Genomic DNA, 26,245 nt, shown 5'->3' on the forward strand with positions numbered 1-26,245 from the left:
GCTATTCGTGGGCAGTAATACTCCCACTTCAAAATTCAGCGAAAGCATTGTCCAGTTCCAGTGGCTAGAATGTTCGGTGGCTTCGCTTCTTCCTACGAGGTAAAAAACACCTCTACGTCAGAAGCTCCATCCCCCTCACATTCTGGGCGAGCCACTTCCACATTTCTTTGTTGTCCAGCTCTAGCGGCTAGAATCTCCGGTCGTTTCTCCCCCTCGGACGAGGCCAAAAGCGCCTCTCTGTCGGGTGCTCCAATGTTCTGCGATTCTGAGCGAGCCGCTTCCGCTTTTCTTAAGAAGTTAGATGGGAGTATTACTGCCCGTAAAAGCCCGATTGGTGAGGGCTGATAATCAGTGGGGGATGAAGAAAACCCCCACTGATTAAAGTTTCACTTTATGGCTCTACATGGTTTCAATTATTACCACTACATGTCCATCAAGCTAAAGTTAATATATCCCCAAAAACAAAGTTATTTTTGTTTTTGGGGATATATTAATTAAGTTTCATTTTATTACCATGACATATTATTTTTCGATCATTTTAACATTTATGTATCCGATTAGAAATGAAACAGAAGCAGAAGTTATACACAAAGACGTAGAGTATAAAGTCCAAAACTATGATAAAAAGAACCTGCAATTATTCAATAATGAGACATTCAACACAACTAGCTATGTGAAACAAAGTTAATAACAATAAGGAAGGGATTAGGTATAAAACCTAGTCGTACATTTATTTTCTTACTGAACAGAATTTTATCACTAATGATGATGAACTATATGTTTTATAGTTTTCAGTGTGATAGAGTATTAATGAATATAAATACTGATTAGGGAAAAGGTGGATTTGGATTTACTGCACAACCAGGAATCATTTCTTACGTAGGGAAGGGGTATAAGAGGTTTTATGAAAAGAATGAAAAATGCAATGTTGTTAGTGGTATGTTTCTTATTTTTGAGTGGTTGTAATTATAAAAATGAAGATCAGGTAAAAAAATATATAAAAGAAAAACATGGAATCGATGTTGTTGTAACAGATTGGGGCGCTATACATGAAGGGAATATGGGACATACATATCATACCGTTCAAAAAAAAACAACAAAAATATGCAATTTCGAGTAGAGGTAGATGGCATCTTCTATTCAAGAATAAAAGGTGATGAATACCAATACGGAAAAAATACATATGAGGAATATAAGAAATTTAAACCAATTTTAAAAGAAATTCAAAAGTTAGGCTACGAGGAATTTGAAAAAGAAAATGTACTTCAGTATATAGTTGATTATAGGGAAGAAAAACCAACTGATGAGTTGTTATTAACTTTAAAAACGAGTAACAAGATTGATTATAGTCAATTTGAATCAGCAGAATTAGATCGTTTATATGCTCTATTCCAACTCATTCAAAAGAGTAATAAAAATATAACAGAACTTGCAATTAAGGATCATAATGGTGAATCTATAGGTCTCCCTTTTGAAAATGTGCAAAAAGTTATAACGAAAGAAGAACTGCTACTAACAATGAAAAACACTTTAGACGGTTATTGGACATATTTGATTCAAACCCAAACAAAAGTAGGAGACAGATTAAAAGAAGTTCAAAACGACCGTTTTGCAATTGAAGGTATTACTTGTTCACATCCGAAAGATGGGGAGTGTCCGGGGTATAAAGTGAATTTAGTTATTAATAGTACGGAATTTAAAAACGATCCCCCTTTAATTGAGGATCTAACAAAGGTAACCACTATCCTTAAAGAGGAACTATATAATAAAGAATTTACCATATGTTTAACCAACAAGGATGGAACAAGATATAAATCCTGGTTATCATCAGAAGAAATCAAAAAAAGTAATAGCATCGAAGAACTTGTAAAAGAACGGTATCCTGAGAAATAAATCTAAAGCCCTTTTTACGTTTATTATTTGGTGTGAAAGTATGATATTTCGATTTGTTCTGTAAGCTTGCAAATTACTTCAAGAAATTAAAAAAATCATCAGCTGCAGATATAAAAATATTGAAAAATTGGTATGGTAAAGAATGAGGAATAGAGTCCTATTAATATAGGACTCTATTTATAGAGCAAATTCATTTATAATTTATTGAAAATGCCTTAATTTTAAATAAAATCTTTTTTTAGCGCTTGTGGACCAATATACAGCAAAATAACATTCTTCTGTTTCCACAACAAAAAATACATTATTTCATTCTGGTTCATAAGCATAAGCAAGTCTGATTCCATCACTAGGAAATTCAATAGGTTTGATAAAAGGAGCATATTCGTTTCTCACTTTTAGGAATTCTTCTTTGGATATCGCCTTTAATTCTTCTTGTTCTTCTCTAATTTTTTCTTCATACTCCTCTATGGTCATTTCTTTAACATTCTTCCCTTTATACCAAAACCAATGTCTATTTCTCCCTTCAATGAATTGACATTGTACTGCAAACTCCTCCAGGGTTTTGATACTGGCGTATTCATCTTTTCTTTTGGTATGTTCAAAAATATGTAATGTCTCTTCCCATCCGCCCATTAATTCATCGTCTTCAAACACAAAATGTTTCACATTTACCATCTCCAATTGTCCATTTACATATATTTTATTGTGGTTTTGAAATAAAGTCGTGATGTTTATAAAAAAATTGTACCGTTTTGCTTCTTTTTGATTAAAGAATTCTAAGAGGGTTAGAAAAATAACACAAAAATATAGAATAATTTTACCATGGTATAATTTGAATATGCATTTTAATAGTGAAGGAGGTTCTATTTATCAATGAAATCATCTCTATAGTAGCTATAGCTTAACATCTAATAAAGAAAAACTTCATAATAAAGAGGCGTTTATATTGAAAGCAATTAAAAACGTAATATTGTTAGCTGTATGTTTCTTATTTTTGAGTGGTTGTAACTATGAAAATGAAAAAGAGGTGAGAATATACTTTAAAGAAAAATATGGGATTGATGTTATTGTAACAGATTGGGAAGAAATACATTCAGGGAATATGGGACATGTATATCATACCGTTCAAGTAAAAGATAATAAACACATTCAATTCCGAGTGGAAGTAGATGGTTTATTTTATTCTACAATAATAGGTGATGAATACAAAGATGGTAAAAATGCATATGAAGCATATGAAAAATTCAAACCAATTCTGAAAGAAATCGAAAAGTTAGGATTCTCGGAACCTGAAGATGAAAATACTATTCAATATATAACTGATCATATTGAAGAATACCTAAACAATAATTTGCTACTAACTTTAAAAATGAATAACAAAATTGATTATAGTCAATTTGAATCGACAGAAGTAGATCGCTTCTTTGTTTTATTACAACTCATTCAAAGGAATAATAAAAAAATAACAGAGCTTAATATAAAAGACAATAGGAGATAGTGTTAATTATTAACAACAAAAAGAATCATTTGACATATAGTAATATCAGTTTAAAATAAAAGTGAGTACTCACTCATAAACGTGAAGAGGAGGAAAATTTATGTCTCTAAAAAATGAGGCAGTATCGCTTAAAGGTGTTTCAAAGTATTTTGGAAAGAAACAAGTGATTCAAGATATTTCATTTTCTGTCCGCGAAGCTGAAATTTTTGGTTTAGTCGGTCCGTCTGGTTCAGGGAAGACAACACTTATTAAAATGATTGCTGGTATTAGCGAGGCAACATCAGGGGAAGTAACTGCACTGCAAACGGTTATGCCAAATTTGAATGGAATGAAACAAATTGGATATATGGCTCAAGCTGATGCATTGTATGATGAACTATCCGCTTATGAAAATGCTGATTTTATTGCGACAATGTATGGGTTAAAGGGAAAACAAAAGAGAGAACGTATATCTGAAGTTTTTGGGCTTGTGCAGTTATCTGAGGATGCCAAAAAGCAAGTGCAACATTTTTCAGGTGGAATGAAGAAGCGTTTATCACTTGCTATGTCACTTTTGCATGAACCAAAGCTTCTTATTTTGGATGAACCGACTGTCGGTATCGATCCTGTTTTACGAAAATCAATTTGGGATAAGTTTTATGAGCTGAAAAAACAAGGAACAACAATTATTGTTACAACGCACATTATGGATGAAGCAGAGTTTTGTGAACGTCTTGGCTTAATTCGTGAGGGGAAGTTAATCGCAACTGGTTCTCCAATAGAATTAAAAAAGCGAACAACATCTGGACGTATTGAAGATGTCTTTTTACTGGAAGGAGCAGTGGAACGATGAGAGTATTTGGAGTTGTTATCCGTATTATTCGTCAATTTTTCCGAGATAAACGATCGCTTGCGCTTATGTTCGGAGCACCGATGCTACTTCTTTGGCTTCTTTCACTTGTATTTACACAAAAAGACTACAAGCCTCATATTGCTTTAGTTGATGTACCAGCACCAATTGTAGACGCAATGAAAAAACAAGATGCTTCTATTTATGAGTACGATAAAGACAAGGCACATAGGAAATTAGAAGATCAAGCAATTGATGCGATAGTTACTGTAGATCATGGAAAGATGAAAGTAACGTTAGAAGGCAGTGATTCATCGAAAAATCGTGCGGTTATGCAAGTTTTGCAAAAGAGTATGGAAAAACCAGAATCGGCAGTGATGAAGCCAGATGTTTCTTATTTACACGGCTCATCTGATTTTACGATGTTTGATGGATTAGGTCCGGTATTAATTGGTTTCTTTACATTCTTCTTTGTCTTTATTTTATCGGGCGTCTCATTTGTCAGGGAGCGTTTAAGCGGTACTTTAGAACGATTATTATCGACCCCAATTCGGCGCTGGGAGATTGTTGCGGGTTATATTATTGGGTTCGGTATCTTTGCGTTTTTACAATCCGTCCTAATTGTTAGTTTTTCTGTGTATGTTCTTGATTTATATGTTGCAGGTTCACCGTGGCTGACGTTACTTATTACATGTATGCTTTCATTAACAGCATTAACGCTTGGAACATTTTTATCAGCGTATGCAAACAATGAATTTCAAATGATTCAGTTTATTCCATTGGTTATCGTACCGCAAATTTTCTTTTCTGGTTTATTTCCGATTGAGTCTATGAATAAGTGGTTACAGCTATTAGGAAAGTTATTTCCATTAACATACGGTGCAGATGCGATGCGACAAGTTATGATTCGAAATCAAGGATTTAGCGAAATTGCTGGTGATCTTGGTGTTTTATTATTATTTGCGATTGTGTTTACATTCGGTAACGTGTTTGCTTTGAAGAAGCATAGAAGAATATAATGGAAGAAAAAAGGAGTATGTTATGAAAGAGGATTGGCTAGAAGAACTAATTGCCGCCACAGGGACAGATAAGCGTAATGAACGGCAAATGCGCATTTTAGAAGCGGCAGTAGACATGTTTAGTGAAAAAGGATATTCGGCAACTTCAACGAGTGAAATTGCGAAGCGTGCCGGTGTAGCAGAAGGAACGATTTTCCGCTACTATAAAACGAAAAAAGATTTGTTGTTTGCTGTTGTGATGCCAACGTTAACGAAATTTGCTGCACCATTTTTTGTGCAAACTTTTGTGAAAGAAATATTTGACAATACGTATGATTCATATGAAAACTTTTTACGTACGGTGATCCGGAATCGCTTTGAATTTGCGAGAAAGCATTTTCCGATGCTGAAAATTTTAATTCAAGAAGTACCGTTTCAACCTGAATTGAAAGATGAAATCCAGCAACTATTCGCAAAGGAAATTTACTCTCGTTTTGAAAAAATTGCGGATCATTTTCAAAAGCAAGGACAAATTATTGAAATTCCAACACCAGCAGTATTACGATTTACCATATCAGCTGTTATTGGCTTAATTTTAACTCGTTTTTTATTACTACCAGAAGAAAAGTGGGATGATGAGGCTGAAATCGAGTCTACCGTTCAATTCATTTTATACGGGCTAACACCTCGGAGGTAATTATATGAGGCAATTTGTAAAACCAACAGTTGTCGTAAGTAAATGTTTAGAATTTGAAGCATGTCGTTATAACGGTGATAAGCTTTCTGATGAAACAGTACGTAATTTACAGCCGTATGTAGAATTCATTCCAGTTTGCCCAGAAGTGGAGATTGGACTTGGCATTCCAAGAGAAACGATTCGTATTGTCGACCAAGATGGGACGCAAAAATTAGTGCAGCCATCAACAGGTGCCGATTTAACGGAGAAAATGCAGCAATTTTCAAATGTCTTTTTATCTTCTCTACCAGATGTGGATGGTTTTATTTTGAAAAATAGGTCACCAAGCTGCGGAACGCGTGATGTGAAAATATATGCTGGATTAGGAAAGGCACCTACAAAAGGCAAGGGCGCCGGGTTATTTGGTAGTGCTGTTTTAGCGGGATTTTCACATTTAGCGATTGAGGAAGAAGGAAGATTGTCGAATTTTATCATCCGCGAACATTTTTTGACGCAACTATTTACAATTGCACATTTTAAAACATTGAAGAAAAATAAGAATATGAAAGCATTAGTTGAGTTTCAATCTGATTATAAGTACTTATTCATGGCGTATAATCAAACGAAGCAAAAAGAATTAGGGCGCGTCATTGCGAATAAGGAAAAACATTCGATTGATGAAGTGTTTGCAAAGTATGATGAAATATTGTATGAATTGTTAAATCGTACACCGAGGTATACATCAAATATCAACGTATGTCAGCATATTTTCGGATATTTTAAAAATAAAGTAAAGAAAGAAGAAAAAGATCATTTTCTTTCTTTACTCAGTAAGTATGCGGAAAAGAAAATACCATTAAGCAGCTTACTTACCATTTTAAAATCGTGGGCAATCCGATTTGAAGAAACATATTTACTGAGACAAACATATTTTGAACCGTATCCAGAAATGTTAGTGGAAATCACAGATTCTGGGAAAGGGCGAGATTATTAAACAAAAAACTGCATAATTCGACTTCTTCATTCCTATGTTGTTGTAGAACAATGTAGGAATTTTTTTGTGCAATAGTACAGATTCTGTTTTACAATTAAATTGTGACAGAATTGTAGCAATTATCTTACTACTATTCGTTCTTTCTTTAGAGTAAAGTTTGTACTATATACGCGCACGCTGTCGAAATAACGAATTCGATAAGGGGTGTGACAAATGGAATTTACTCTTACTAGAGAAAAACAAATGATCAAAGAAATGGTGCGCGACTTTGCTGAAAAGGAAATCGCTCCGAAGGCTGTGTATTACGACAAAACGGCAGAATTCCCATATGAAACGTTTCAAAAGATGGGCGAACTTGGTTTGTTAGGAATCCCATTCCCTGAAGAATACGGTGGTTCTGGCGGCGATACGTTATCGTATGCACTAGCAGTTGAAGAAATTGGCCGTGCTTGTGGTGGCACAGGATTAAGTTATGCGGCAACAATCTCACTGGGTGCTTCTCCAATTTATTATTTTGGTACGGAAGAACAAAAACAAAAATATTTAGTTCCAATGGCATCGGGTAAGACACTTGGTGCATTTGGATTAACGGAGCCAAATGCTGGGTCTGATGCTGGCGGCACACAAACGAAAGCAGTATTGGATGGCGATGAATATGTAATTAATGGCGAGAAGTGCTGGATTACAAATGCTGAGTATGCAAATACGATTATTGTAACCGCTATCAACGGTGTTGAAGAAAACGGCAAAAAACGTATTTCTGCTTTTATCGTTCCAACAAATAGCGAGGGATTAACAATTTCTAGTCCATACGACAAAATGGGTGTTCGTGCTTCCAATACATGTGAAATTGTTTTAGATGGCGTTCGTGTACCGAAGGAAAATATTCTTGGGGATGTAAATAAAGGATTTAAACAATTTTTATATACGTTAGATGGTGGTCGTATTTCAATTGCTGCATTAGCAGTAGGGATTGCTCAATCTGCATTTGAACGTGCACTGCAATATGCAAAAGAGCGCAAACAATTTGGTCGTTCTTTATCAAACTTCCAAGCAATTCAATTTAAATTAGCAGATATGGCAACAGAAATTGAATTGGCACGCAATATGGTACATAAAGCTGCTTGGTTAAAAGACAATGATAAACCATTTGGAAAAGAAGCTGCGATGGCAAAACTTTTTGCATCTGAAACAGCAAGCCGCGTATCCAATCAAGCGGTGCAAATTCATGGTGGTTACGGATATATGCGTGAGTATGAAGTAGAGCGTCATATTCGTGATGCAAAGCTATTAGAAATTGGTGAAGGTACTTCTGAAATTCAACGTCTCGTTATTTCAAGACATTTAGGATGTCGCTAAGAGGAGGGTTCACTATGTTTCGAAAAATATTAATTGCCAATCGCGGTGAAATTGCTGTTCGGATTATAAAGACGTGTGAAAAACTTGGGATTCAAACAGTTGCAATTTATTCAGAAGCTGATGAGTCTGCCCTTCATGTAAAGATGGCAAGCGAAGCGCATCTTGTCGGTGGACCGCGCGTTCAAGAAAGTTATCTAAATCTTGAAAAGATTATTGAAATTGCAAAAGAAACAAAAGCAGAGGCAATTCATCCAGGTTACGGATTGTTGTCAGAGAACACAACATTTGCAGCTCGTTGTGAAGAAGAAGGAATTGTCTTTATCGGTCCTTCAAAAGATGTGATTGCAAAGATGGGAAGCAAAATTGAGTCTCGCAAAGCAATGTTAACGGCTGAAGTTCCGATTGTACCTGGTATTTCATCTAGCATTCCAACTGTTGAAGAAGCAAAAGAGATTGCAGGCCAAATTGGTTATCCACTTATGTTAAAGGCATCCGCTGGCGGCGGAGGCATCGGTATGCAAGTGATAGAAACTGAACAAGCGCTCACTCAAGCGTTTGAAAGTAATCAAACGCGTGCAAAGAATTTCTTCGGAAACGGAGAAATGTATATGGAACGATTGATTACAAATGCGCATCATATTGAGATTCAAGTGCTTGCTGATAAACAAGGAAATACGGTGTATTTGTGGGAACGCGAATGTTCAGTACAACGCCGTAATCAAAAAGTAATTGAAGAAGCCCCGTCTCCATTTTTAGATGAAGAAATACGCAAAGAAATGGGAGAGATTGCAGTAAAAGCTGCGAAGGCGCTCGGTTATACGAATGCAGGAACGATTGAATTTCTTGTTGATGATGAGAAAAATTTCTATTTCTTAGAAATGAATACGAGATTACAAGTAGAACATCCGGTAACAGAAGAAATTACTGGTCTTGATTTAGTTGAGCAGCAATTGCGAATTGCATCAGGCGAAACCCTTTCGTTTACACAGGATGAAGTAAAACGTAGTGGTCATGCCATTGAAGCGCGTATTTATGCTGAAGATCCAAAAACGTTTTTCCCATCACCAGGGAAAATTACATCTCTATCTCTTCCAACATCAGTGCGCATTGATCATTTCTTAGAAGATGGTGTAGCAATTACCCCGTTTTATGATCCGATGATTGCGAAAGTAATAGCACATGGGGAAACGCGAGGAGAAGCAATTCAAAAGCTACAAGCAGCACTAGAAGAACTAAAAGTAGAGGGTATTAAAACAAATACGCCGATGCTTCTGCAAGTTTTAGAAGATGAAGTATTCCAGAGTGGTATTTACACAACAAGCTTTGTAACGAAGCAGCTTGTGAAAAAATAAAGGTTACAAATTTAAAGGGGGAAATAAATGATGACAAAAGTATATGCATCGATGGCAGGAAACGTTTGGAAAATTGTAGTGGGTGTAGGAGATACAGTAGAGGAAGATCAAGATGTCGTCATTTTAGAATCTATGAAAATGGAAATTCCAATCGCTGCAGAAGAAGCTGGCACAGTCATGAAGATTCTTGTGCAAGAAGGCGATTTTGTTAATGAGGGAGATGTATTAGTAGAAATCGAATAGTGAGAAACGGGGTGCAATCGATTGAAATTACCTTCTTTTGCTTCTATTAAAGAAGTTGGGCCGCGTGATGGTTTGCAAAATGAAAAGAAGATTGTTGGTACAAAAGATAAAGTGCAATGGATTCAAATGCTGGCAGACGCAGGTCTTTCTTATATTGAAGTTTCATCTTTCGTTCACCCTAAATGGATTCCTGCTTTAGCCGATGCACAAGATGTGTTTGCTGCGCTTGAGCGGAAACCGCATGTTACTTATGCAGCTCTCGTTCCAAATCAAAATGGTTTGGAACGGGCGCTGTTGCAAGATGTAGATGAGGTGAACGTTTTTTTATCTGCTAGTGAAACGCATAATAAGAAAAATATTAATAAATCCATTGATGAAGCACTTTCTGTTATTGAAGAGGTAACGAAACAATCATTATTTGCTGGGAAAAAGGTACGTGGTTACGTGTCGACTGTATTTGGTTGCCCATATGAGGGTGAAGTGAACGTTCATACAGTTGATGAACTTTGTAACAAATTGTTTTCATACGGCATATATGAAGTATCGCTTGGGGATACAATCGGGGTGGCAAATCCAGTACAAGTAGAGCGTGTACTAGAGCACCTACTCCCAAAATATGATTCTTCTAAGTTTGCAATGCATTTCCATAACACGTACGGCATGGCACTTGCTAATGTAGTAAAGTCATTAGAATGCGGTGTTACAACTTTTGATAGTTCATGCGGTGGTCTTGGCGGATGTCCGTATGCACCAGGTGCGTCTGGAAATGTTGCAACAAATGATTTAGTTCACATGCTTCATAAAATGGATGTACAAACAAATGTAAATGAAGAAAAGCTATTACAAGCAACAAAATTTATTCAAAGCAAGCTCGATATGCAGATTCCGAGTCATGTATACCGTGCTTTGCAACATAAAACAGTGAGTAGGTGATCCCATGTTACAGCTGCAAAATATTTCAGTTGATTATGTAACGCCTCATATCGTGAAAGTGACATTCAATCGTGAAGGCCAAGCAAATGCTTTATCACTTGCTCTTTTAGAAGAATTACAAGAGACACTAGGTCGTATTAACGAAGAAAACGATGTCCGTGTCGTAATGATTACAGGGGCAGGTACAAAAGCATTTTGTGCAGGTGCAGATTTAAAAGAACGTGCCAATATGAACGAAGAACAAGTGCGAGAGGCAGTAGGGATGATTCGCTCTACTATGGATATGGTAGAACAATTATCACAACCTGTTCTTGCAGTTATCAATGGAATTGCGCTTGGCGGCGGTACAGAATTAAGTCTTGCTTGTGATATTCGCATCGCTTCGGAAACAGCAAGTCTTGGTTTAACAGAAACTTCGCTTGCGATTATTCCAGGAGCTGGTGGGACGCAGCGACTCCCGCGTTTAATTGGAATGGGACGCGCTAAAGAATTAATTTATACGGCTAGACGTATTTCGGCTGAAGAAGCAAAGGAATACGGACTTGTTGAATATGTTACTTCTGCTGAAGAATTAGAAGAAAAAGCAATTGAAATCGCCAAGCAAATTGCAGCGAACGGTCCAATTGCAGTTCGCCGTGCGAAAGAAGCAATTACAAATGGGATGCAAGTAGACTTGCAGACAGGTTTACAAATGGAAAGGCAAGCGTACGAAGGTGTTATTCATACGAAAGACCGTTTAGAAGGATTACAAGCATTTCGCGAAAAACGGAAGCCGATTTATAAGGGGGAATAAATATGCTAGATCAAAAACAACAATCTCGTACATTAGAAGAGCGTGTAGAAACGATAAAGCAAGGCGGTGCACCGAAATATCATGAGCAAAATACAGCAAAAGGGAAACTATTTGTTCGTGAGCGTCTTGCGCTTTTGTTTGATAACGGTGAGTACGTAGAAGATGCATTATTTGCAAACTGTGAACGAGACGGATTGCCTGCGGATGGAGTAGTTACCGCGACTGGCAAAGTAAATGGACGCACTGTTTGTGTAATGGCAAATGATTCTACTGTAAAAGCAGGATCATGGGGGTCTCGTACAGTAGAAAAAATTTTACGTATTCAAGAAACAGCTGAAAAATTACGTGTACCACTTTTTTATCTTGTTGACTCTGCTGGCGCGCGTATTACAGATCAAGTTGAAATGTTCCCAGGCAGACGCGGGGCAGGGCGCATTTTTTATAACCAAGTGAAATTATCAGGAAAAGTACCGCAAATTTGTTTACTATTTGGTCCATCTGCTGCAGGCGGTGCATACATTCCTGCTTTCTGCGACGTTGTAATGATGGTTGAAGGAAATGCATCTATGTATCTCGGTTCGCCTCGTATGGCTGAAATGGTCATCGGTGAAAAAGTGACATTAGAAGAAATGGGCGGAGCACGTATGCATTGCTCTGTATCTGGATGCGGAGATGTACTTTGTAAAACAGAGGAAGATGCAATCTCAAAAGCACGTCAATATATTTCTTACTTTCCAAGCAACTACTTAGAAAAAGCTCCAATGACAGAACCTCAAGAACCGAAAGAATTCGAAAAAACATTAGAACAAATTATCCCGGAAAATCAAAATGCACCTTTTAATATGCACGATTTAATTAAACGTGTAATTGATGAAGACTCTTTCTTTGAAGTGAAAAAGTTATTTGCACAAGAGCTTATTACTGGATTTGCACGTATGAATGGTATGCCAATTGGAATTATTGCGAATCAGCCTCGTATGAAAGGCGGCGTACTATTCCATGACTCTGCTGATAAAGCAGCGAAATTTATTACACTATGCGATGCTTATCACATTCCACTTTTATTCTTAGCTGATGTACCAGGCTTTATGATTGGTACGAAGGTAGAGCGAGCTGGTATTATTCGTCACGGTGCGAAAATGATTTCCGCTATGAGTGAAGCAACTGTGCCGAAAATTTCTATCGTTGTAAGAAAAGCATACGGTGCTGGTTTATATGCGATGGCAGGCCCTGCATTTGAACCTGATTGCTGCCTTGCTCTTCCGACAGCTTCAATTGCGGTAATGGGACCAGAAGCAGCGGTAAACGCAGTGTATGCAAATAAAATTGCAGCACTGCCAGAAGAAGAGCGCCCAGCCTTTATCGCGCAAAAACGTGAAGAGTATAAGCAAGACATTGATATTTATCGTCTTGCATCAGAGATGGTTATTGATGGTATCGTTCATCCGAACCAATTACGTACGGAATTAAGGCAACGTTTTGAAATGTATATGAGTAAATATCAAGTATTTACAGATCGTAAACATCCAGTTTATCCAGTATAAAAATGAAGTAACTACTCAGTCACTCAATAAAAAAGGCGGAAAAGCATTTTTTAAAATGGTCTGGGGGGACTGGCTATGTATAGGAGCGGTCAGGGCCTTTTCCTGCCACGCGCAAAGTTTTAAACCAAAGAGAGGGAGCAAGGTGCATTACCATTTGTATCCCGCATTAACGGGCAGTAAAGGCAGGGAAGAGCAGCGAAGATAACTGCCCGTAAAAGCCCGATTGGTTCAACTAACCTTTCATGGGAAAAGCGTCCATGAAAGGAAGTTTCACTTTATCTTCATGGCAGCAATCTATTTGCTGAAAAATGAATAAAGGTAATAGGGAGTGTATTTTCGCCGGAATCATATCCTTACCAAACTTCTAAATGAAATGTATGGCTGAGTAGTTACAAGGAAAATCTAAAAATCTTTTCTTTTTAGATGGGCGAGAGCGTCTGGCCGTGCATAGAAGTGGTCAGATCCTTTTTCTGCCACGTGCGGTGCGAAAACAAAGAGAGAAAACAAGTGCAGGTCACTTTTGTTCTGCATAGCAGTGACTTATATGTTGCAACATCAAAATAGATTTACATATTAGTGAGAGCGCCCTGTTAAAGGGCTTTCTTTTTCAAAACAGAAGGAGGGACAAATCGTGAAGCAAGCAGTTTGGTTTCCGGACGAGGAATATAAAGCAAACACACGCTTATATCAATGGATGCAATCGCTCGGTTATGATGATTATGAAACATTTTATGAAAAGTCTATTGAAGATCCAGCGTGGTTTTGGGAAGAAGCAGAGCGTGCTGTAGGTTATCAATGGATGCGCCCATATACAGAAGTGTTAGACTTAGCAAACGGTATTCCATTTGCTAAGTGGTATGTGGATGGGACTTGCAATGTTGTAGAATCTGCACTATCTCGTTGGATTGCAGAAGATGATACGAAAACAAAGCAGGCGCTTATATGGGAAGGTGAAAACGGGACATCGAAATCATTTACATATGAGGAGCTAGACAATTGGGTAAGCCGCGTTGCAAATGGTTTAAAACATTTAGGAATTGAAAAAGGAGATCGTGTAACCATTTACATGCCAATGATTCCAGAAACAGTAGTTGCCATGCTAGCTGTCATGAAAATTGGTGCAATCATTTCTCCTATTTTCTCAGGGTTTGCTTCCGATGCAGTGATGACGCGCGTACAAGCAGCAGGGTCTAAAATGATTATTACCGCAGATGGATTTGCTCGCCGTGGGAAAACAGTTTCTTTAAAAGAGGAAGTAGATAAAGCGTGTGAGCATTGCCCAAGTGTTGAAAAAGTCGTAATCGTTCGTCATGCGGGGAATGAATTTACACCGCAAGATTATGATATTTCATGGAGTGTTCTTGAAAAAGATAAACCATTTACGCACGCAGAAGAAATGAAAAGCGACGACCCGCTTATGCTTATTTATACATCTGGTACAACGGGTAAGCCGAAAGGAACGGTGCATACGCACACAGGATTTCCGTTAAAAGCAGCATTTGATGCTGGTTTTGGTATGAATGTGAAACAAGGTGACCGTGTGTTGTGGATTACTGATATGGGCTGGATGATGGGGCCGTTTTTATTATTTGGTTCTCTTCTTAACGGTGCAACGATGGTCATATATGAAGGTGTTCCTGATTATCCAGAACCAGATCGTTTATGGGAAATGGTCGATCGTTATGAAGTAACGCATCTAGGTATTTCACCAACGTTAATTCGTTCATTAATGGCAAAAGGCGACTCATGGGTGGAGCAACATTCGTTGCAAAGCTTAGAAGTAATCGGTTCAACAGGTGAGCCGTGGAATCCAGATCCATGGATGTGGCTCTTTGAAACAGTTTGCAAAAAAAGAGTACCAATTTGTAACTACTCTGGTGGTACTGAAATTTCTGGTGGTATTTTTGGGAACGTCCTCATTAAACCCATTGCACCAATTAGTTTTAACGCATCATTGCCAGGAATGGCCGCTGTTGTATTAGATGAAAACGGGGCACCAGTTCAAAATGAGGTCGGAGAATTATGTCTAGAAAAGCCGTGGGTCGGTATGACGAAAAGTTTCTGGGAAGAAGACGATCGTTATGTAAGTACATACTGGTCCCGTTTTGAAAACAAATGGGTGCATGGTGACTGGGTATTATACGATGGAGAACAATATATTATCACAGGGCGTTCTGATGATACGTTAAATATTGCCGGAAAACGTATTGGACCTGCGGAGTATGAATCCATTCTTGTAAAACACCATGATGTTGTCGAAGCTGGGGCAATTGGCGTTCCAGATGAAGTGAAAGGTGAAGTATGTCATTGCTTTGTTGTGTTACGTGAAGGCACTGTGTTTACACCAGAACTGAAAAAAGAGTTGCTAAGTCTAGTAAACTCTCATATTGGGAAAGCATTGTGTCCGAAAGATATTCATGTTGTCGAAGATTTGCCGAAAACACGTAATTCAAAAGTGATGCGCCGCGTTATAAAAGCAGCGTATTTAGGAAAAGAACTTGGAGATTTATCTTCACTTGTGAATCCTGAGGTTGTGGCATATATTCAAGGAATACAGTCTCAGAAACAATCGTAATTTTTAAAAGCAAACTCTTCATTTAGGGAGTTTGCTTTTATTAGTTGTCGGTCTGAAACAAAGTTGATCTGATTATAAAAAAGATGAACTGAAAATTAGTTTTGAGTTTCATTTTTTTCTTATGGAACTACAGGGCAGATTAGTTGAATAAGAACAGATTATTTGATTATTAAATTGAATAGATAAAATAGAAATTAAAAAAGGAGAGCGATACTTAAAATGAAAATAATAAAACAATGGATACAAGAGGATAGTGATTACATAAGAAAAAAAGTGATTGAGCATAACCAAAAGAGTCTTTCAGATGAAGAAAAAACTCCTTCGGAAAATATTAGCTTTATAGTTAAAAATGAAAAAGAAGAAATAGTAGGAGGTGTAACGGCAATAATATTCTGGTACCACTTGCACGTTGACTTTCTGTGGGTTTCTGAAGAATATAGACACGAAGGCTATGGGAGCAAGTTAATGAAACATATTGAAGAATTTGCAATTGAAAAAGAATGTCGACTGATAAACTTGGATACTTTTAGTTTTCAAGCTCCAGATTTCTATAAGAAGCATGGATATAAGGTGATAGGTGTAAGTGAAGATCATCCTAAAGGACATAATCATTACTATTTAGAAAAGAGATTATAAAAAGGTAACTACTCAGTCATCCTGTGGGAAAAAGGCGGGAAAGTATTTTTTAAATGGTCTGGGAGGGACTGGCTATGTATAGGAGCGGTCAGGGTCTTTTTCCTGCCACGTGCAAAATTTTAAAACAAAGAAAGGTAGCAAGGCGTGCAAAACACTTATCAAGCAACGAGTAATTCAAGATCAGCAAGAGCAAGAAGAAGCAATGCGACATGCTGCTCCGCCAGCACCACCTGCGGTACCAGTAGAGGTTATTGAAGAAGTATAATAAGAGACAAAAAAGAAACCTAATTTATTAATGTAGGTTTCTTTTTTTGCAGGTGCTAATTTGTCAGGATACTACTGGTTAAGAAAATAAACAACAAGCTGCTCGTATTTAGACAAGTGACTTGTTATTTAACTCTATTAAAATGTTATGCTCGTTGTGAAGGTGTGTCACCATGCTCTTCATTAGTAGGTGACCATGTATCGGCATGACTGTAAGAAGGCGATACATGGTGATCTCCATCAGCAGAGGTAGGTAAGTCAGCATGTGAATGAGCAGGAGAAGGAGTATCGCCTCCATTATTAGCAGGTGAACCACCAGTGTTTCCATCAGCTAAGCCCCAAGGTTGCCCCTGGTCATAAGCAGGTGAGCCACCACCACCAGGATCTCTTACAGATTTATTACTTACTATATGGCCGCCACCACCTGGAACTCCGTACGTATAAGTTAAATCAGGTCTTTGTGGTGTAGGTAGATCAGCATGACCCGCCTGATATGTGAACGAACTATTTAAACCTGCAGAAACAATACCAATAACGGATAAACCTAAAACAACAGAACTAATCTTTTTAATTTTCTTAAACATTATTTTAATGCTCCTTTCTCAAATGTTTTTTCTTTAGCTTGTAATGCCATAATGTCCTCTTTATTCACATTTTTGTTGGTTAAATATTAACACAATTCAGATAAAGTGAAAGGGTTGTAATTATTTCTCAATTAAATACAGAATATTCAGTTTTTGTTTATTGGATAAAAAAGAATAGATATCGGTGTTTGTGTAGTAACGGACATGAAAGGAATAACAATACTGCACACTTAATCTGATAAATAAGAAAGAGGGATACATATGAAAACAAACGAAACGAGAACTAAGCAAAAAATAGTAAGATATACCGCTGGAATTGCTATACTTATAATATTGATATCCTTTATATATCAATGGAAAAACGGTTTAGAGATTGATACTACTGAAAACTTGAGTCTTGCATTAATTGTTGCTATTTTCCTTTCTAGTTTTATTCCTAAAAGAAAAAGCGATAGTAAATAATTGAATAAGCATTTGAGAAATAGATCTCAAATGCTTATTCCTACAAATACAAATTCAATCAGATAATGGATTTTAATTACAGCACGTTATTTAAAATCATTGAGAAAAACAGTATAAAAAGAGTTCATCTAGTATGATGGACTCTTTACTGTTTATCTGGAGTTTTTTTATAGTGAAAAAGGACAATCATTTGAAGGTCAATATGATATATGGAATTGTAAGCGATTAATATCTCTTGTTGCGAGTGTGTCATAAGAGGAATTAGATTATAAGGCGGTAAACTAGAAATAGTCCGATTTGGCGGGAAGGGGGATATGGAGTTTCACTTAGTTTTAAGTTAACAATCGAATCGTCTCATCGTCTTTGCAAGGAGAAGTAATGTATACGTAATAGCAAATCTATCACTATTTCAATACATCGAAGGATGGTATAATCGTAGAAGAGTGTATGGCGGCATTGATTATGAAACTTCTTAAGCAATAATGAACTTGGTTAAAGAAGAAGCTTAGTTTTACTTATTTGTGTTCACTAAATCCGATTATATTTTGAAGGAGAGAAATTCATGAACGTGATGGAAAAAGGCAGTAATACATTAGATGAAAACAAAGATAATATGGTTACGTTATATATTACTAGACACGGTAAAACAATGTTAAATGCTAGTGAGCGTGTGCAAGGTTGGGCGGATTCTCCATTAGTAGAAAAGGGTGTTGAAGTAGCTAAAAATTTAGGAAATGGCTTAAAAGATATTCATTTTGTTGCTGCTTACAGTAGTGATAGTGGTCGCGCTATTGAAACTGCTAACTTAGTATTAAAATATAGTGAGCAATCAAAGTTAAAACTTGTACAAAGGAAAGACATACGTGAATTAAATTTCGGAATTTTTGAAGGCGATAAGAATGAAAATATGCAAAAAATGATTGGAACTGTTGCTGGCGTGAAATCAGCAGAGGAATTCATGAAGTTATCTATTGAGGAAATTGTGAATTTCATTGCAGTAGCAGACGATACAAAGCAATCTGAAGGTTGGAAAACCTTTTCAACCCGTATAAAAAGAGAACTTGATAAAATTAGTGAAGAGACTGCCAAAAATGGAGGAGGTAACGTTTTAGTTGTCTCTCATGGAATTACGATCACATCATTAGTAGACATGATTGATAGTAGTAAAATAAAACTTGGACTAGAAAATGCAAGTGTAACGAAAATTCTCTATAAGGATGGAGAGTATACCATCGAATCTGTTGGAGATATGGGTTATGTTGAGAAGGGAAAGGAAAGTGCGAAAGTATAATATATAAATGATATAAAAACCCTTTTCTTTTTAGCTGGGCAAGAGCATCTGGCCGTGCATAGAAGCAAGCGGTTAGGACCTTTTCCTACCACACGCAAATTTTCAAACAATAGTTGTTGCCATATTTTGTTCTGCATAGCAGTGATTTATATGTTGAAAGATTAAAATGAATTTATATAAAAAGTAATAGAATCAGAAAAAGGCGGATTTCTAATAAGATATTCGCCTTTTTCATGTGAATTTTGTCGAATAAAGAAGGAAAAGAAGTCTGTGAAAAGGAAATAAATAGAAGGTATATAACAATTTAATGAAAGTAGGACGAATCAATGAAAGAAAAAATGGGGGCAGGAATTACAGCAGAGATTTATTTATGGAATGATAAAGAAATTGTAAAACTATTTCATAACCACATTCAGGAATCGCTTATTGAAAGGGAATTTTTTGCAAGTAAAGAAGTCCAAAACCTTGGATTATCCGCACCAAAAGTAGGGGATAAGATCTCTTATCAAGATAGAACGGGGATTATTTATGAGAAAATTGATGGCGTGACTTTAACCGAGCAATTAGCTAAAAATCCGATGAATGTAAAGAAAGAAGCAAAAAGGTTTGCTGAATTGCATTTTCAAATTCATAGCCGGAAATCTAATGCATTTTCGGATATTCGTGAAACTTTAATTTCGCATGTAAATCATTGTAATCGTTTTACGTCAGAGCAAAAAGAAAACATCGCAACTTATATGGAAGCATTACCAACTAATCAAGCAGTGTGTCATATGGATTTTCATCCTGATAATATTTTAATCTCAGAGCAGGGACCGATTGTGATCGATTGGATGACAGCAGGCTTCGGTAATCCATTTGCCGATGTAGCACGTACGGTTATTATATTAAAATATGCCCATCTACCAGCAAGTATACCAGAATCAGTGAAACAAGGTATTATGGCGCTGCGCCATGCATTTTGTGAGGAGTACGTAAACGAGTATTTAACTTTATCAAAAGGTACGTGGAAAGACATAGAATCATGGTTTTTACCTATTATGGCAGCAAGATTAATAGAAGGCATACCTGAAGAGGAGAAAGACGATTTATATAAGCAAGTCATTTCTCTTCTTTAAAATAAAACATCCTCAATTAAAAATTTATGAAGGGAGAGCATAATCTGATATGTGGCATACATTATCTGAGTCATGGAAAGAATGTTTCAATCAAGCTTGGTTATCGTATGGTAACGGTTCATTTCCTATTGGTGCTGTAATTGTAGATGAAAGTGGGAATATCATTTCAAAAGGTAGAAATACAGTTTACGAGACGGAAGCGCTGCCAAATGAAATATGTAATAACAAAATTGCTCATGCGGAAATTAATGCAATATTAAAAATAAACAATTTAGAAACGAACGTTGTACGAAAGGAATATGAATTGTACTCTACGATGGAACCGTGCCCTTTATGTTTTGGTGCTATTGTCATGTCTGGAATCACAAATATTCACTATGCCGCGAGAGATAAGGTAGTCGGAGCAACCAATTTGAAAAATGGAAATGCTTATTTACAAGGGAAAAATATGAAGGCTTCAGGTCCGCATAAAGAACTTGAAATCGTACAATTTGTTCTGAAGACAGATTTTGTATTGCGGAGAGGACATGCTGTCGACCGATTACTACAAACATGGGAGCAAGATTGTCCGATTGGTATGGCTATAGGTCGAAAATGGTATGAGTCAAATAAGCTAGTACAAGCGAAACAAGAAAAGAAAGATATTTCAATGATTGTAGATGAAATTATAAGTGAAGTAGAAATTTTTAAAGAAGAGGTGGGAGAAAAGAGTGGATGTAAATTTTGAAGAAAGAAAATATACTTTTGATGATATTGCTGAAGAATACGAGAAAATAAGACCGACATATCCAAAGGAACTTTTTCAAGACTTGTTCACGTATGCAAATATTGAGAAGGAAGATCGAATTCTTGAAATTGGTTGTGGTACAGGTAAAGCAACGGAAGGACTCGCCCAGTTAGGATATAAGCAGATTGATTGTATTGAGCTAGGAGAACGATTAGCGCAATTTACAGCTTCTAAATTTCAAAATGAGAATGGTATACACGTATATCAAGGAAATTTTGAAACCTGGGATCGGCAGGATGATTCATATTCGCTTGCGGTTTCAGCAACAGCGTTTCATTTTATTAATCCTGAAATCGGCTATCCGAAAGTGGCGGATTTGTTGCATAAACATGGGAAAATGGCCTTCTTTTGGACATATCACATACAACCTGCTACAGATGTTTTTCGAGAGATTGGAGATTGTTATGAAAAGTATGCACCGCATTTACATCCTAACAAATTACCAACGCCGGAAGAACTAATGGAAGAACGAAAAACCCTTACAATACGGCAGGAGTTGTTTCAAAATTTAGTTGTTAAAACCTATAAATGGACTGATACATATACAAGTGATGATTATATCGCATTAATACATACTCAATCTGCTCATCGCTTGCTTCCAAAAGAGATTAAAGAAAAATTGTTTCATAGTATTTATAACGTAATTGAAAAACATGGTGGAAAAATTGAAAAACCACAGTTTGTTGCGTTGTATTTAGCGCGAAAAAAATGATAAGGGATTTCTTAAAATACATTTTTCAACAACGAATCTACACAAGGGAGGAAGTTTTTGATGAGTAATTTTGAATGTAAAATGCTAACGATGTGTATGGTGCAAGATGGAGACAAAGTTTTACTTATGAATCGTCCAGATCGTTTAGGTTTTCCAGGGTACATTGCTCCTGGCGGAAAAGTCGACTTTCCAGAAAGTATTGTAGACGGAGCGATCCGAGAAGTACGTGAAGAAACAGGTTCAATTGTAAAAGACATTATTTTTAAAGGAATCACCGAGTTTTGTGAGCCAAACACAAAGTTACGATATATGGTGTTTAATTATTTGGTAACATCTTTTGAAGGAACGCTACTGGAAGAGCCGCCTGAAGGAGAATTAGTATGGGTGGACAAAAAAGAGGCTCTAAATTTACCGATGCAAGATTAGTTTAGAAAAAGGTTTCCACTATTTTTTGAACCGGGAACATTTGAGTGGCATTCCGTATGGGACAAAGAGCGGGATGTTGTTTTAAATAGGGTGGAAAAACATTATAGGATAGCGCCCGCAAAATGCTAATTTTGTACGTTAAGCAATCCGTTCTGTCGTTTTTTGGTGATTGTGATGTTACGCCATAATAGGTGGGAGAGGAAACGAATCTACGTATATTGAAAAGTAGCTTAGCCCACTTACCTTGTGTGAAATGAATTTAAAACTTTTTATCCCGCATTAACGGGCAGTAAGACCCCCACCTCAAGATTGAGAGAGAAACGAAGAAGATAGGTGGGGGATAACTGCCCGTAAAAGCCCGATTGGTTCAACTAACCATCAGTGGGGGATGAAAAAAACCCCCACTGATGGAAGTTTCACTTTATAGACATGTTATAAAAGCACAGAAATTTATGCTATATGAGGTGAATGAATGGGGAAATATGTACTATCAAAAACGATTGGGGTTGTCTTAGGGGGATTAACGATCATTGCTACGGTAGGATATGGATTTTTGTATTTATTGGGTACATCCTTAGGAAAAGCGCTCCATTCCGAAATTGATTCATCAGCAATTGATAGGCTTACTTTAGTCATTCTTATTGGCCTTCTCATAGTCGGTGTAATAACTGGAGCAGGTTCTTTTGGATTAAACCGGAATGTATGGAGAATCGTTTACTTTGGATTCTGTTTAGTACTTGGAGTTTGTTTTCTTGTTACCTTTTTTATTTCTATAGGAGCATTAGGAAGCACATATGAATTTATTATTTTATGTATTAGCATGATGTATTTTTTGTTGGGCTATTTAGTAAGAAAGGAGAAGTGAAAGTTACAAAGATTAATTGCGGCTTCTTGGGATTTAATGTAATTTTCAAGAAAAACAGTTTAATGTTTGATGGCGCTTTATGTTACATGATAGCATATAGATAATTTAATCAAGGCGGTGGAACATTATTGGAATCAGATGGTGATTCGGATAGGTGGCTGAACTACCTCAATTTTCTCAGAGTACCCCTAATAATTATGAGAATTTAAGTTATATACAATAATATTTTAGGTTGTATACAGCAGTATTAAGGGAATGAGAAAAATTTATCAGGAGGTGGATCCTTTAGTTTCAAGGAAGCTAAGGGGATTAGTTGAACATATTAAATTTAATCATGGTAGTGGTTTTAATCGCTTTTACAGCATTTTTCGTCGCAATAGAATTTGCCATAGTAAAAGTAAGAGGATCAAAGATTGACCAATTTGTATTAGAAGGAAAGAAGGGTGCGCTGGCGGCTAAAAAAGTGACCACAAACCTGGATGAATATTTGTCAGCTTGCCAATTGGGGATTACAGTGACGGCGATGGGACTAGGTGCGCTAGGTGAACCAACCATTGAAAGTCTTTTACACCCTTTATTTGATAAATGGAATATCAATCCTTCCATTACAAGTTTACTATCTTTAGGAATTGCCTTTATTATCATGACGTACTTACATGTTGTAGTAGGAGAATTAGCACCAAAAACATTCGCGATTCAAAAGGCTGAAAAGATTACTTTATTACTTTCGCCTCCGCTTATTTGGTTCTACAAAATCATGTACCCATTTATACGATTGTTAAATGGCTCAGCAAGGATGATAACAGGACTATTTGGCCTAAAACCAGCATCAGAGCATGATGTGGCTCATACAGAAGAAGAATTACGACTCATTCTCTCTGAAAGTTATGAGCGCGGAGAAATTAATCAAGCTGAGTATAAATATGTAAATAATATTTTTGAATTTGATAATCGTATTGCTAAAGAAATTATGGTCCCTCGAACGGAAATTATAGGGCTACATGTAGATAATTCTTTAGCAGATCATATAAAAATAATTGGCCATGAAAAGTACACACGTTATCCTGTATTTGGAGAAGACAAAGATGAAATCATTGGGATGGTGAATGTGAAAGACTTCTTTATTCGTTACATGAATAAAGAAACTAAAGAATCCGATTCGATCCACTCGTATACACGTCCAGTAATAGAAGCGATTGAAAGCATTCCGATACATGATCTTTTACTGCAAATGCAAAAGAAGCGTATTCCATTGGCTGTATTGTATGATGAATATGGCGGTACAGCTGGTATTGTAACCATTGAGGATATTCTAGAAGAAATTGTAGGAGAAATCCGTGATGAATATGATGAAGATGAACGTCCGCCCATTCAGCAAATGAATGAACAGCATTTCGTAGTAGAAGGTAAGGTACTCATTAGTGAATTAAACGATTTGGTAGGATTACATATGAATGATGAGGATGTTGACACGATTGGTGGTTGGATTATGATGCAGAATTATGATATTCAAGAAGGACAGACAATAAAAAGTGAAGAATATGAATTTAGGGTTCTTTCTAAAGATGCCCATCAAATTAAAAGTGTTGAAATAAAAAAAGAAATTAATCAAGCAGCAACTGTATAGTTGTTGCTGCTTTTTATTTGTGACGAAGTTATGGTTCTTAAATTTACAAGAATATAGGAGAAGAGAGCGTATTTTATATGTCTTTTTGTTTAATTTTATGCTCCTTCAATTAGTGATAATATACAATTATATATTGAGTAAACAAAAGGGGGAAAAGTAATGCAAAATCTAGAAATAAAAGAGATTAAACTACTTGATGAAGATATTGAAGAGCTTTCTGAACTTTTGAAAACCGTAGTAGATGATGGAGCGTCGATGGGTTTTTTACCTCCACTAGAACTAGAAGAAGCGACAAAGTATTGGCAAACTGTCTTAGCACCAGAGGTGATATTATTTATTGCCAAAATAAACAATAAAGTGGCGGGCAGTGTTCAATTGCATTTAATTACAAAGCCAAATGGAAGCCACAGAGCTGAAATTTACAAGTTAATGACTCATCCAAATTTTAGACGTAACGGTATTGGACGCTTGCTTATGCAAAAAGCAGAAGAAAGAGCAAAACAAGAAAGCAGGTCTCTTTTAGTATTAGATACTAGAGAAGGAGATCCTTCCAATAGATTGTACAAGTCATTAGACTATCAAGAATCTGGCAAAATACCGGGGTATGCAATTTCTCCAAATGGTGAATTAGATGCAACGGTTATTTATTATAAATTTATTTAGTTTTTTATAAGAGAGATAGTTTTTAAACGATATTATTGGTATTATTTCTGTGATGAATAATTGCAAGTAAGTGAATAGTAAACAACTATTTTAACACTGTTCGTATTGTTTAATTAGTCCAAGGCAAAAACTACAATTGCCTGTGTTGTACTTGTAGGTGTAGTTTGTTACGGCGAAGTCGGTGGGAATGGCTTTCCGCGAAGTATTGTCGGGGAAAAAGCCCGTGGAACGCCTCGCTTTTTATCATTGGAGATTAATTTTTAGAGCGGGGCGCACGCCGTAACAAGCTAAGTTAACATTCCCATAACTGCGAATACTGCTACGAGTACCTATGAAGTAAGTCCGTGATTGATTATTATCTGGCTGTGTTCTAAGCCACCACCAAGAGCAACCAAATTCTTTACCATTTTTAGTTATATAATCATATTTCAACTTTTTATCATACACATACAAATGACACCCATCACTTTTTTTCGTTTTGGAAAATTCTGTTCCTATTGCACTTCGTTTAGCTTTTGAAGAGTCTTCACTTAGTTTGTCTGTAAATTCTTTTATCTCAGCAACACTGAGTATAAAAATTTTGTCCTTTGTATCTAAACTACCGTGATCAGTACAATGTGTGGTATTAATGAATTGTTTCTCATGTTCATTAAATGCAGCATCATAAAATTCTTCATTCAACCATTTGCGCAAATCGGAATCATGCCATGCAACATCTACATATTTGCTATGATATCGCTTGGAATCCAAAATGAATTCACTCAAAATAAACAACTCTTTACCTGAGTTGTAAAGAACTCTCCATTTTATAGGTGTTCTGTCTGTGCCGTTTGCTGTTTGCGGATAAGTGCCGAAAGTAATGATTTCGCTGGGCTTTGCGCTCCGGTGCGGCGTGATAGCAAGATTATCATTTTTCAATAAGATCTCCTCCTTTTCGTTTCTAGTTTCATTGTACAACATTGATGCAAGTGCTAAGATAAAGCTGGCATACCCTTGATTTTTCCTAATCCCAATATAAAAAGCTTAGCGATGTATTTTAATGTTTTTCTCTAAGGTTTGCGTGTAATCAAGGCGTTTGGTATAGTGAAATTCTACTTGTGATTATGGAAGGAAGAAGAGATAC

At 36.5% G+C, this 26,245-nt stretch carries 24 protein-coding genes and 3 pseudogenes; 24 read left to right on the top strand and 3 right to left on the bottom strand.

Features of this window, described 5'->3' with window-relative positions; all coding sequences use genetic code 11:
- Positions 1 to 904 precede the first annotated feature (904 nt).
- Positions 905 to 1,893: pseudogene (locus tag MR076_RS05060) on the top strand (hypothetical protein).
- A gap of 306 nt (positions 1,894 to 2,199) precedes the next feature.
- On the opposite strand, the gene MR076_RS05065 reads toward MR076_RS05060, so the two are convergent.
- Positions 2,200 to 2,559 (bottom strand): hypothetical protein, encoded by a 360-nt coding sequence (locus MR076_RS05065; RefSeq protein ID WP_242218304.1) that lies wholly within the window; start codon positions 2,557 to 2,559, stop codon positions 2,200 to 2,202.
- Between the two features lie 280 nt (positions 2,560 to 2,839).
- Here MR076_RS05065 and MR076_RS05070 point away from each other — a divergent pair.
- From MR076_RS05070 to MR076_RS05135, 14 genes and pseudogenes are all read left to right on the top strand, one after another.
- A pseudogene (locus tag MR076_RS05070) lies at positions 2,840 to 3,379 on the top strand (hypothetical protein); the annotation flags it as partial.
- Positions 3,380 to 3,491: 112 nt separating this feature from the next.
- On the top strand, positions 3,492 to 4,223 hold the full coding sequence (locus MR076_RS05075) for an ABC transporter ATP-binding protein (RefSeq protein ID WP_242218307.1): 732 nt from the start codon (positions 3,492 to 3,494) through the stop codon (positions 4,221 to 4,223).
- Entirely contained in the window at positions 4,220 to 5,239 is a 1,020-nt protein-coding gene (locus tag MR076_RS05080; protein ID WP_242218308.1) for an ABC transporter permease, read from the top strand. The genes MR076_RS05075 and MR076_RS05080 overlap by 4 nt, the downstream gene beginning before the upstream one ends.
- 22 nt (positions 5,240 to 5,261) lie before the next feature.
- Positions 5,262 to 5,915, top strand: coding sequence for a TetR/AcrR family transcriptional regulator (locus MR076_RS05085; protein WP_242218311.1), 654 nt, complete (start codon positions 5,262 to 5,264; stop codon positions 5,913 to 5,915).
- Positions 5,916 to 5,919: 4 nt separating this feature from the next.
- A complete protein-coding gene (locus MR076_RS05090) occupies positions 5,920 to 6,888 on the top strand; it encodes a YbgA family protein (protein ID WP_242218313.1) in 969 nt (322 codons plus the stop codon).
- Between the two features lie 213 nt (positions 6,889 to 7,101).
- On the top strand, positions 7,102 to 8,247 hold the full coding sequence (locus MR076_RS05095; RefSeq protein ID WP_035430131.1) for an acyl-CoA dehydrogenase: 1,146 nt from the start codon (positions 7,102 to 7,104) through the stop codon (positions 8,245 to 8,247).
- A 14-nt stretch (positions 8,248 to 8,261) separates the two neighbouring features.
- On the top strand, positions 8,262 to 9,599 hold the full coding sequence (locus MR076_RS05100) for an acetyl-CoA carboxylase biotin carboxylase subunit (RefSeq protein ID WP_242218317.1): 1,338 nt from the start codon (positions 8,262 to 8,264) through the stop codon (positions 9,597 to 9,599).
- 27 nt (positions 9,600 to 9,626) lie between these two features.
- Positions 9,627 to 9,842: an acetyl-CoA carboxylase biotin carboxyl carrier protein subunit gene (locus MR076_RS05105; protein ID WP_242218319.1), complete on the top strand. Its 216-nt coding sequence runs from the start codon at positions 9,627 to 9,629 to the stop codon at positions 9,840 to 9,842.
- 21 nt (positions 9,843 to 9,863) lie between these two features.
- Complete coding sequence (locus MR076_RS05110) at positions 9,864 to 10,775, top strand: hydroxymethylglutaryl-CoA lyase (RefSeq protein WP_242218322.1); 912 nt, start codon at positions 9,864 to 9,866, stop codon at positions 10,773 to 10,775.
- Between the two features lie 4 nt (positions 10,776 to 10,779).
- Positions 10,780 to 11,568, top strand: a complete 789-nt coding sequence (locus MR076_RS05115; RefSeq protein ID WP_242218324.1) for an enoyl-CoA hydratase — start codon at positions 10,780 to 10,782, stop codon at positions 11,566 to 11,568.
- A 2-nt stretch (positions 11,569 to 11,570) separates the two neighbouring features.
- A complete protein-coding gene (locus MR076_RS05120) occupies positions 11,571 to 13,112 on the top strand; it encodes an acyl-CoA carboxylase subunit beta (RefSeq protein ID WP_242218327.1) in 1,542 nt (513 codons plus the stop codon).
- A 631-nt stretch (positions 13,113 to 13,743) separates the two neighbouring features.
- A complete protein-coding gene (locus MR076_RS05125) occupies positions 13,744 to 15,687 on the top strand; it encodes an AMP-binding protein (RefSeq protein ID WP_242218331.1) in 1,944 nt (647 codons plus the stop codon).
- Positions 15,688 to 15,906: 219 nt separating this feature from the next.
- Positions 15,907 to 16,323 carry a GNAT family N-acetyltransferase gene (locus MR076_RS05130; protein WP_242218335.1) on the top strand — a complete coding sequence of 139 codons (417 nt, stop codon included), beginning with the start codon at positions 15,907 to 15,909 and terminating at the stop codon, positions 16,321 to 16,323.
- A 109-nt stretch (positions 16,324 to 16,432) separates the two neighbouring features.
- Complete coding sequence (locus MR076_RS05135) at positions 16,433 to 16,588, top strand: hypothetical protein (RefSeq protein WP_242218341.1); 156 nt, start codon at positions 16,433 to 16,435, stop codon at positions 16,586 to 16,588.
- Positions 16,589 to 16,733: 145 nt separating this feature from the next.
- Here MR076_RS05135 and MR076_RS26740 read toward each other — a convergent pair whose 3' ends face one another.
- Entirely contained in the window at positions 16,734 to 17,171 is a 438-nt protein-coding gene (locus tag MR076_RS26740; protein ID WP_242218342.1) for a Phr family secreted Rap phosphatase inhibitor, read from the bottom strand.
- 261 nt (positions 17,172 to 17,432) lie between these two features.
- Here MR076_RS26740 and MR076_RS05145 point away from each other — a divergent pair, with 261 nt between their 5' ends.
- The 9 genes and pseudogenes from MR076_RS05145 to MR076_RS05185 all read left to right on the top strand — a co-directional run bounded on the left by MR076_RS05145 (position 17,433) and on the right by MR076_RS05185 (position 25,122).
- On the top strand, positions 17,433 to 17,633 hold the full coding sequence (locus MR076_RS05145; protein ID WP_242218345.1) for a hypothetical protein: 201 nt from the start codon (positions 17,433 to 17,435) through the stop codon (positions 17,631 to 17,633).
- Between the two features lie 562 nt (positions 17,634 to 18,195).
- Positions 18,196 to 18,924: a histidine phosphatase family protein gene (locus MR076_RS05150; RefSeq protein ID WP_396021655.1), complete on the top strand. Its 729-nt coding sequence runs from the start codon at positions 18,196 to 18,198 to the stop codon at positions 18,922 to 18,924.
- Between the two features lie 326 nt (positions 18,925 to 19,250).
- Positions 19,251 to 20,042 carry a phosphotransferase gene (locus tag MR076_RS05155; protein ID WP_242218347.1) on the top strand — a complete coding sequence of 264 codons (792 nt, stop codon included), beginning with the start codon at positions 19,251 to 19,253 and terminating at the stop codon, positions 20,040 to 20,042.
- Positions 20,043 to 20,091: 49 nt separating this feature from the next.
- Positions 20,092 to 20,769, top strand: a complete 678-nt coding sequence (locus MR076_RS05160; protein ID WP_242218351.1) for a nucleoside deaminase — start codon at positions 20,092 to 20,094, stop codon at positions 20,767 to 20,769.
- Positions 20,753 to 21,541: a class I SAM-dependent DNA methyltransferase gene (locus MR076_RS05165; protein ID WP_242218353.1), complete on the top strand. Its 789-nt coding sequence runs from the start codon at positions 20,753 to 20,755 to the stop codon at positions 21,539 to 21,541. The genes MR076_RS05160 and MR076_RS05165 overlap by 17 nt, the downstream gene beginning before the upstream one ends.
- A 60-nt stretch (positions 21,542 to 21,601) precedes the next feature.
- Positions 21,602 to 22,096 (top strand): annotated as a pseudogene (locus MR076_RS05170) (NUDIX domain-containing protein).
- Positions 22,097 to 22,439: 343 nt separating this feature from the next.
- Positions 22,440 to 22,832 carry a hypothetical protein gene (locus MR076_RS05175; protein WP_242218356.1) on the top strand — a complete coding sequence of 131 codons (393 nt, stop codon included), beginning with the start codon at positions 22,440 to 22,442 and terminating at the stop codon, positions 22,830 to 22,832.
- Between the two features lie 313 nt (positions 22,833 to 23,145).
- Positions 23,146 to 24,459 (top strand): hemolysin family protein, encoded by a 1,314-nt coding sequence (locus MR076_RS05180; protein WP_242218358.1) that lies wholly within the window; start codon positions 23,146 to 23,148, stop codon positions 24,457 to 24,459.
- Between the two features lie 159 nt (positions 24,460 to 24,618).
- On the top strand, positions 24,619 to 25,122 hold the full coding sequence (locus MR076_RS05185; protein WP_242218360.1) for a GNAT family N-acetyltransferase: 504 nt from the start codon (positions 24,619 to 24,621) through the stop codon (positions 25,120 to 25,122).
- A 243-nt stretch (positions 25,123 to 25,365) separates the two neighbouring features.
- Here MR076_RS05185 and MR076_RS05190 read toward each other — a convergent pair whose 3' ends face one another.
- Positions 25,366 to 26,040: a DUF6273 domain-containing protein gene (locus MR076_RS05190; RefSeq protein ID WP_242218363.1), complete on the bottom strand. Its 675-nt coding sequence runs from the start codon at positions 26,038 to 26,040 to the stop codon at positions 25,366 to 25,368.
- Positions 26,041 to 26,245 lie beyond the last annotated feature (205 nt).

The organism is Bacillus cereus group sp. BfR-BA-01380, assembly GCF_022663535.1.
In the GTDB taxonomy this organism is placed as follows: Bacteria; Bacillota; Bacilli; order Bacillales; family Bacillaceae_G; genus Bacillus_A; species Bacillus_A cereus_BB.

Coding starts and splice junctions, on each gene's coding strand:
- MR076_RS26740 (WP_242218342.1), bottom strand. CDS start 17,171: ATGTTTAAGAAAATTAAAAAGATTAGTTCTGTTGTTTTAGGTTTATCC.
- MR076_RS05115 (WP_242218324.1), top strand. CDS start 10,780: ATGTTACAGCTGCAAAATATTTCAGTTGATTATGTAACGCCTCATATC.
- MR076_RS05130 (WP_242218335.1), top strand. CDS start 15,907: ATGAAAATAATAAAACAATGGATACAAGAGGATAGTGATTACATAAGA.
- MR076_RS05160 (WP_242218351.1), top strand. CDS start 20,092: ATGTGGCATACATTATCTGAGTCATGGAAAGAATGTTTCAATCAAGCT.
- MR076_RS05075 (WP_242218307.1), top strand. CDS start 3,492: ATGTCTCTAAAAAATGAGGCAGTATCGCTTAAAGGTGTTTCAAAGTAT.
- MR076_RS05090 (WP_242218313.1), top strand. CDS start 5,920: ATGAGGCAATTTGTAAAACCAACAGTTGTCGTAAGTAAATGTTTAGAA.
- MR076_RS05105 (WP_242218319.1), top strand. CDS start 9,627: ATGATGACAAAAGTATATGCATCGATGGCAGGAAACGTTTGGAAAATT.
- MR076_RS05100 (WP_242218317.1), top strand. CDS start 8,262: ATGTTTCGAAAAATATTAATTGCCAATCGCGGTGAAATTGCTGTTCGG.
- MR076_RS05185 (WP_242218360.1), top strand. CDS start 24,619: ATGCAAAATCTAGAAATAAAAGAGATTAAACTACTTGATGAAGATATT.
- MR076_RS05155 (WP_242218347.1), top strand. CDS start 19,251: ATGAAAGAAAAAATGGGGGCAGGAATTACAGCAGAGATTTATTTATGG.
- MR076_RS05150 (WP_396021655.1), top strand. CDS start 18,196: ATGAACGTGATGGAAAAAGGCAGTAATACATTAGATGAAAACAAAGAT.
- MR076_RS05095 (WP_035430131.1), top strand. CDS start 7,102: ATGGAATTTACTCTTACTAGAGAAAAACAAATGATCAAAGAAATGGTG.
- MR076_RS05175 (WP_242218356.1), top strand. CDS start 22,440: ATGGGGAAATATGTACTATCAAAAACGATTGGGGTTGTCTTAGGGGGA.
- MR076_RS05080 (WP_242218308.1), top strand. CDS start 4,220: ATGAGAGTATTTGGAGTTGTTATCCGTATTATTCGTCAATTTTTCCGA.
- MR076_RS05120 (WP_242218327.1), top strand. CDS start 11,571: ATGCTAGATCAAAAACAACAATCTCGTACATTAGAAGAGCGTGTAGAA.
- MR076_RS05145 (WP_242218345.1), top strand. CDS start 17,433: ATGAAAACAAACGAAACGAGAACTAAGCAAAAAATAGTAAGATATACC.
- MR076_RS05085 (WP_242218311.1), top strand. CDS start 5,262: ATGAAAGAGGATTGGCTAGAAGAACTAATTGCCGCCACAGGGACAGAT.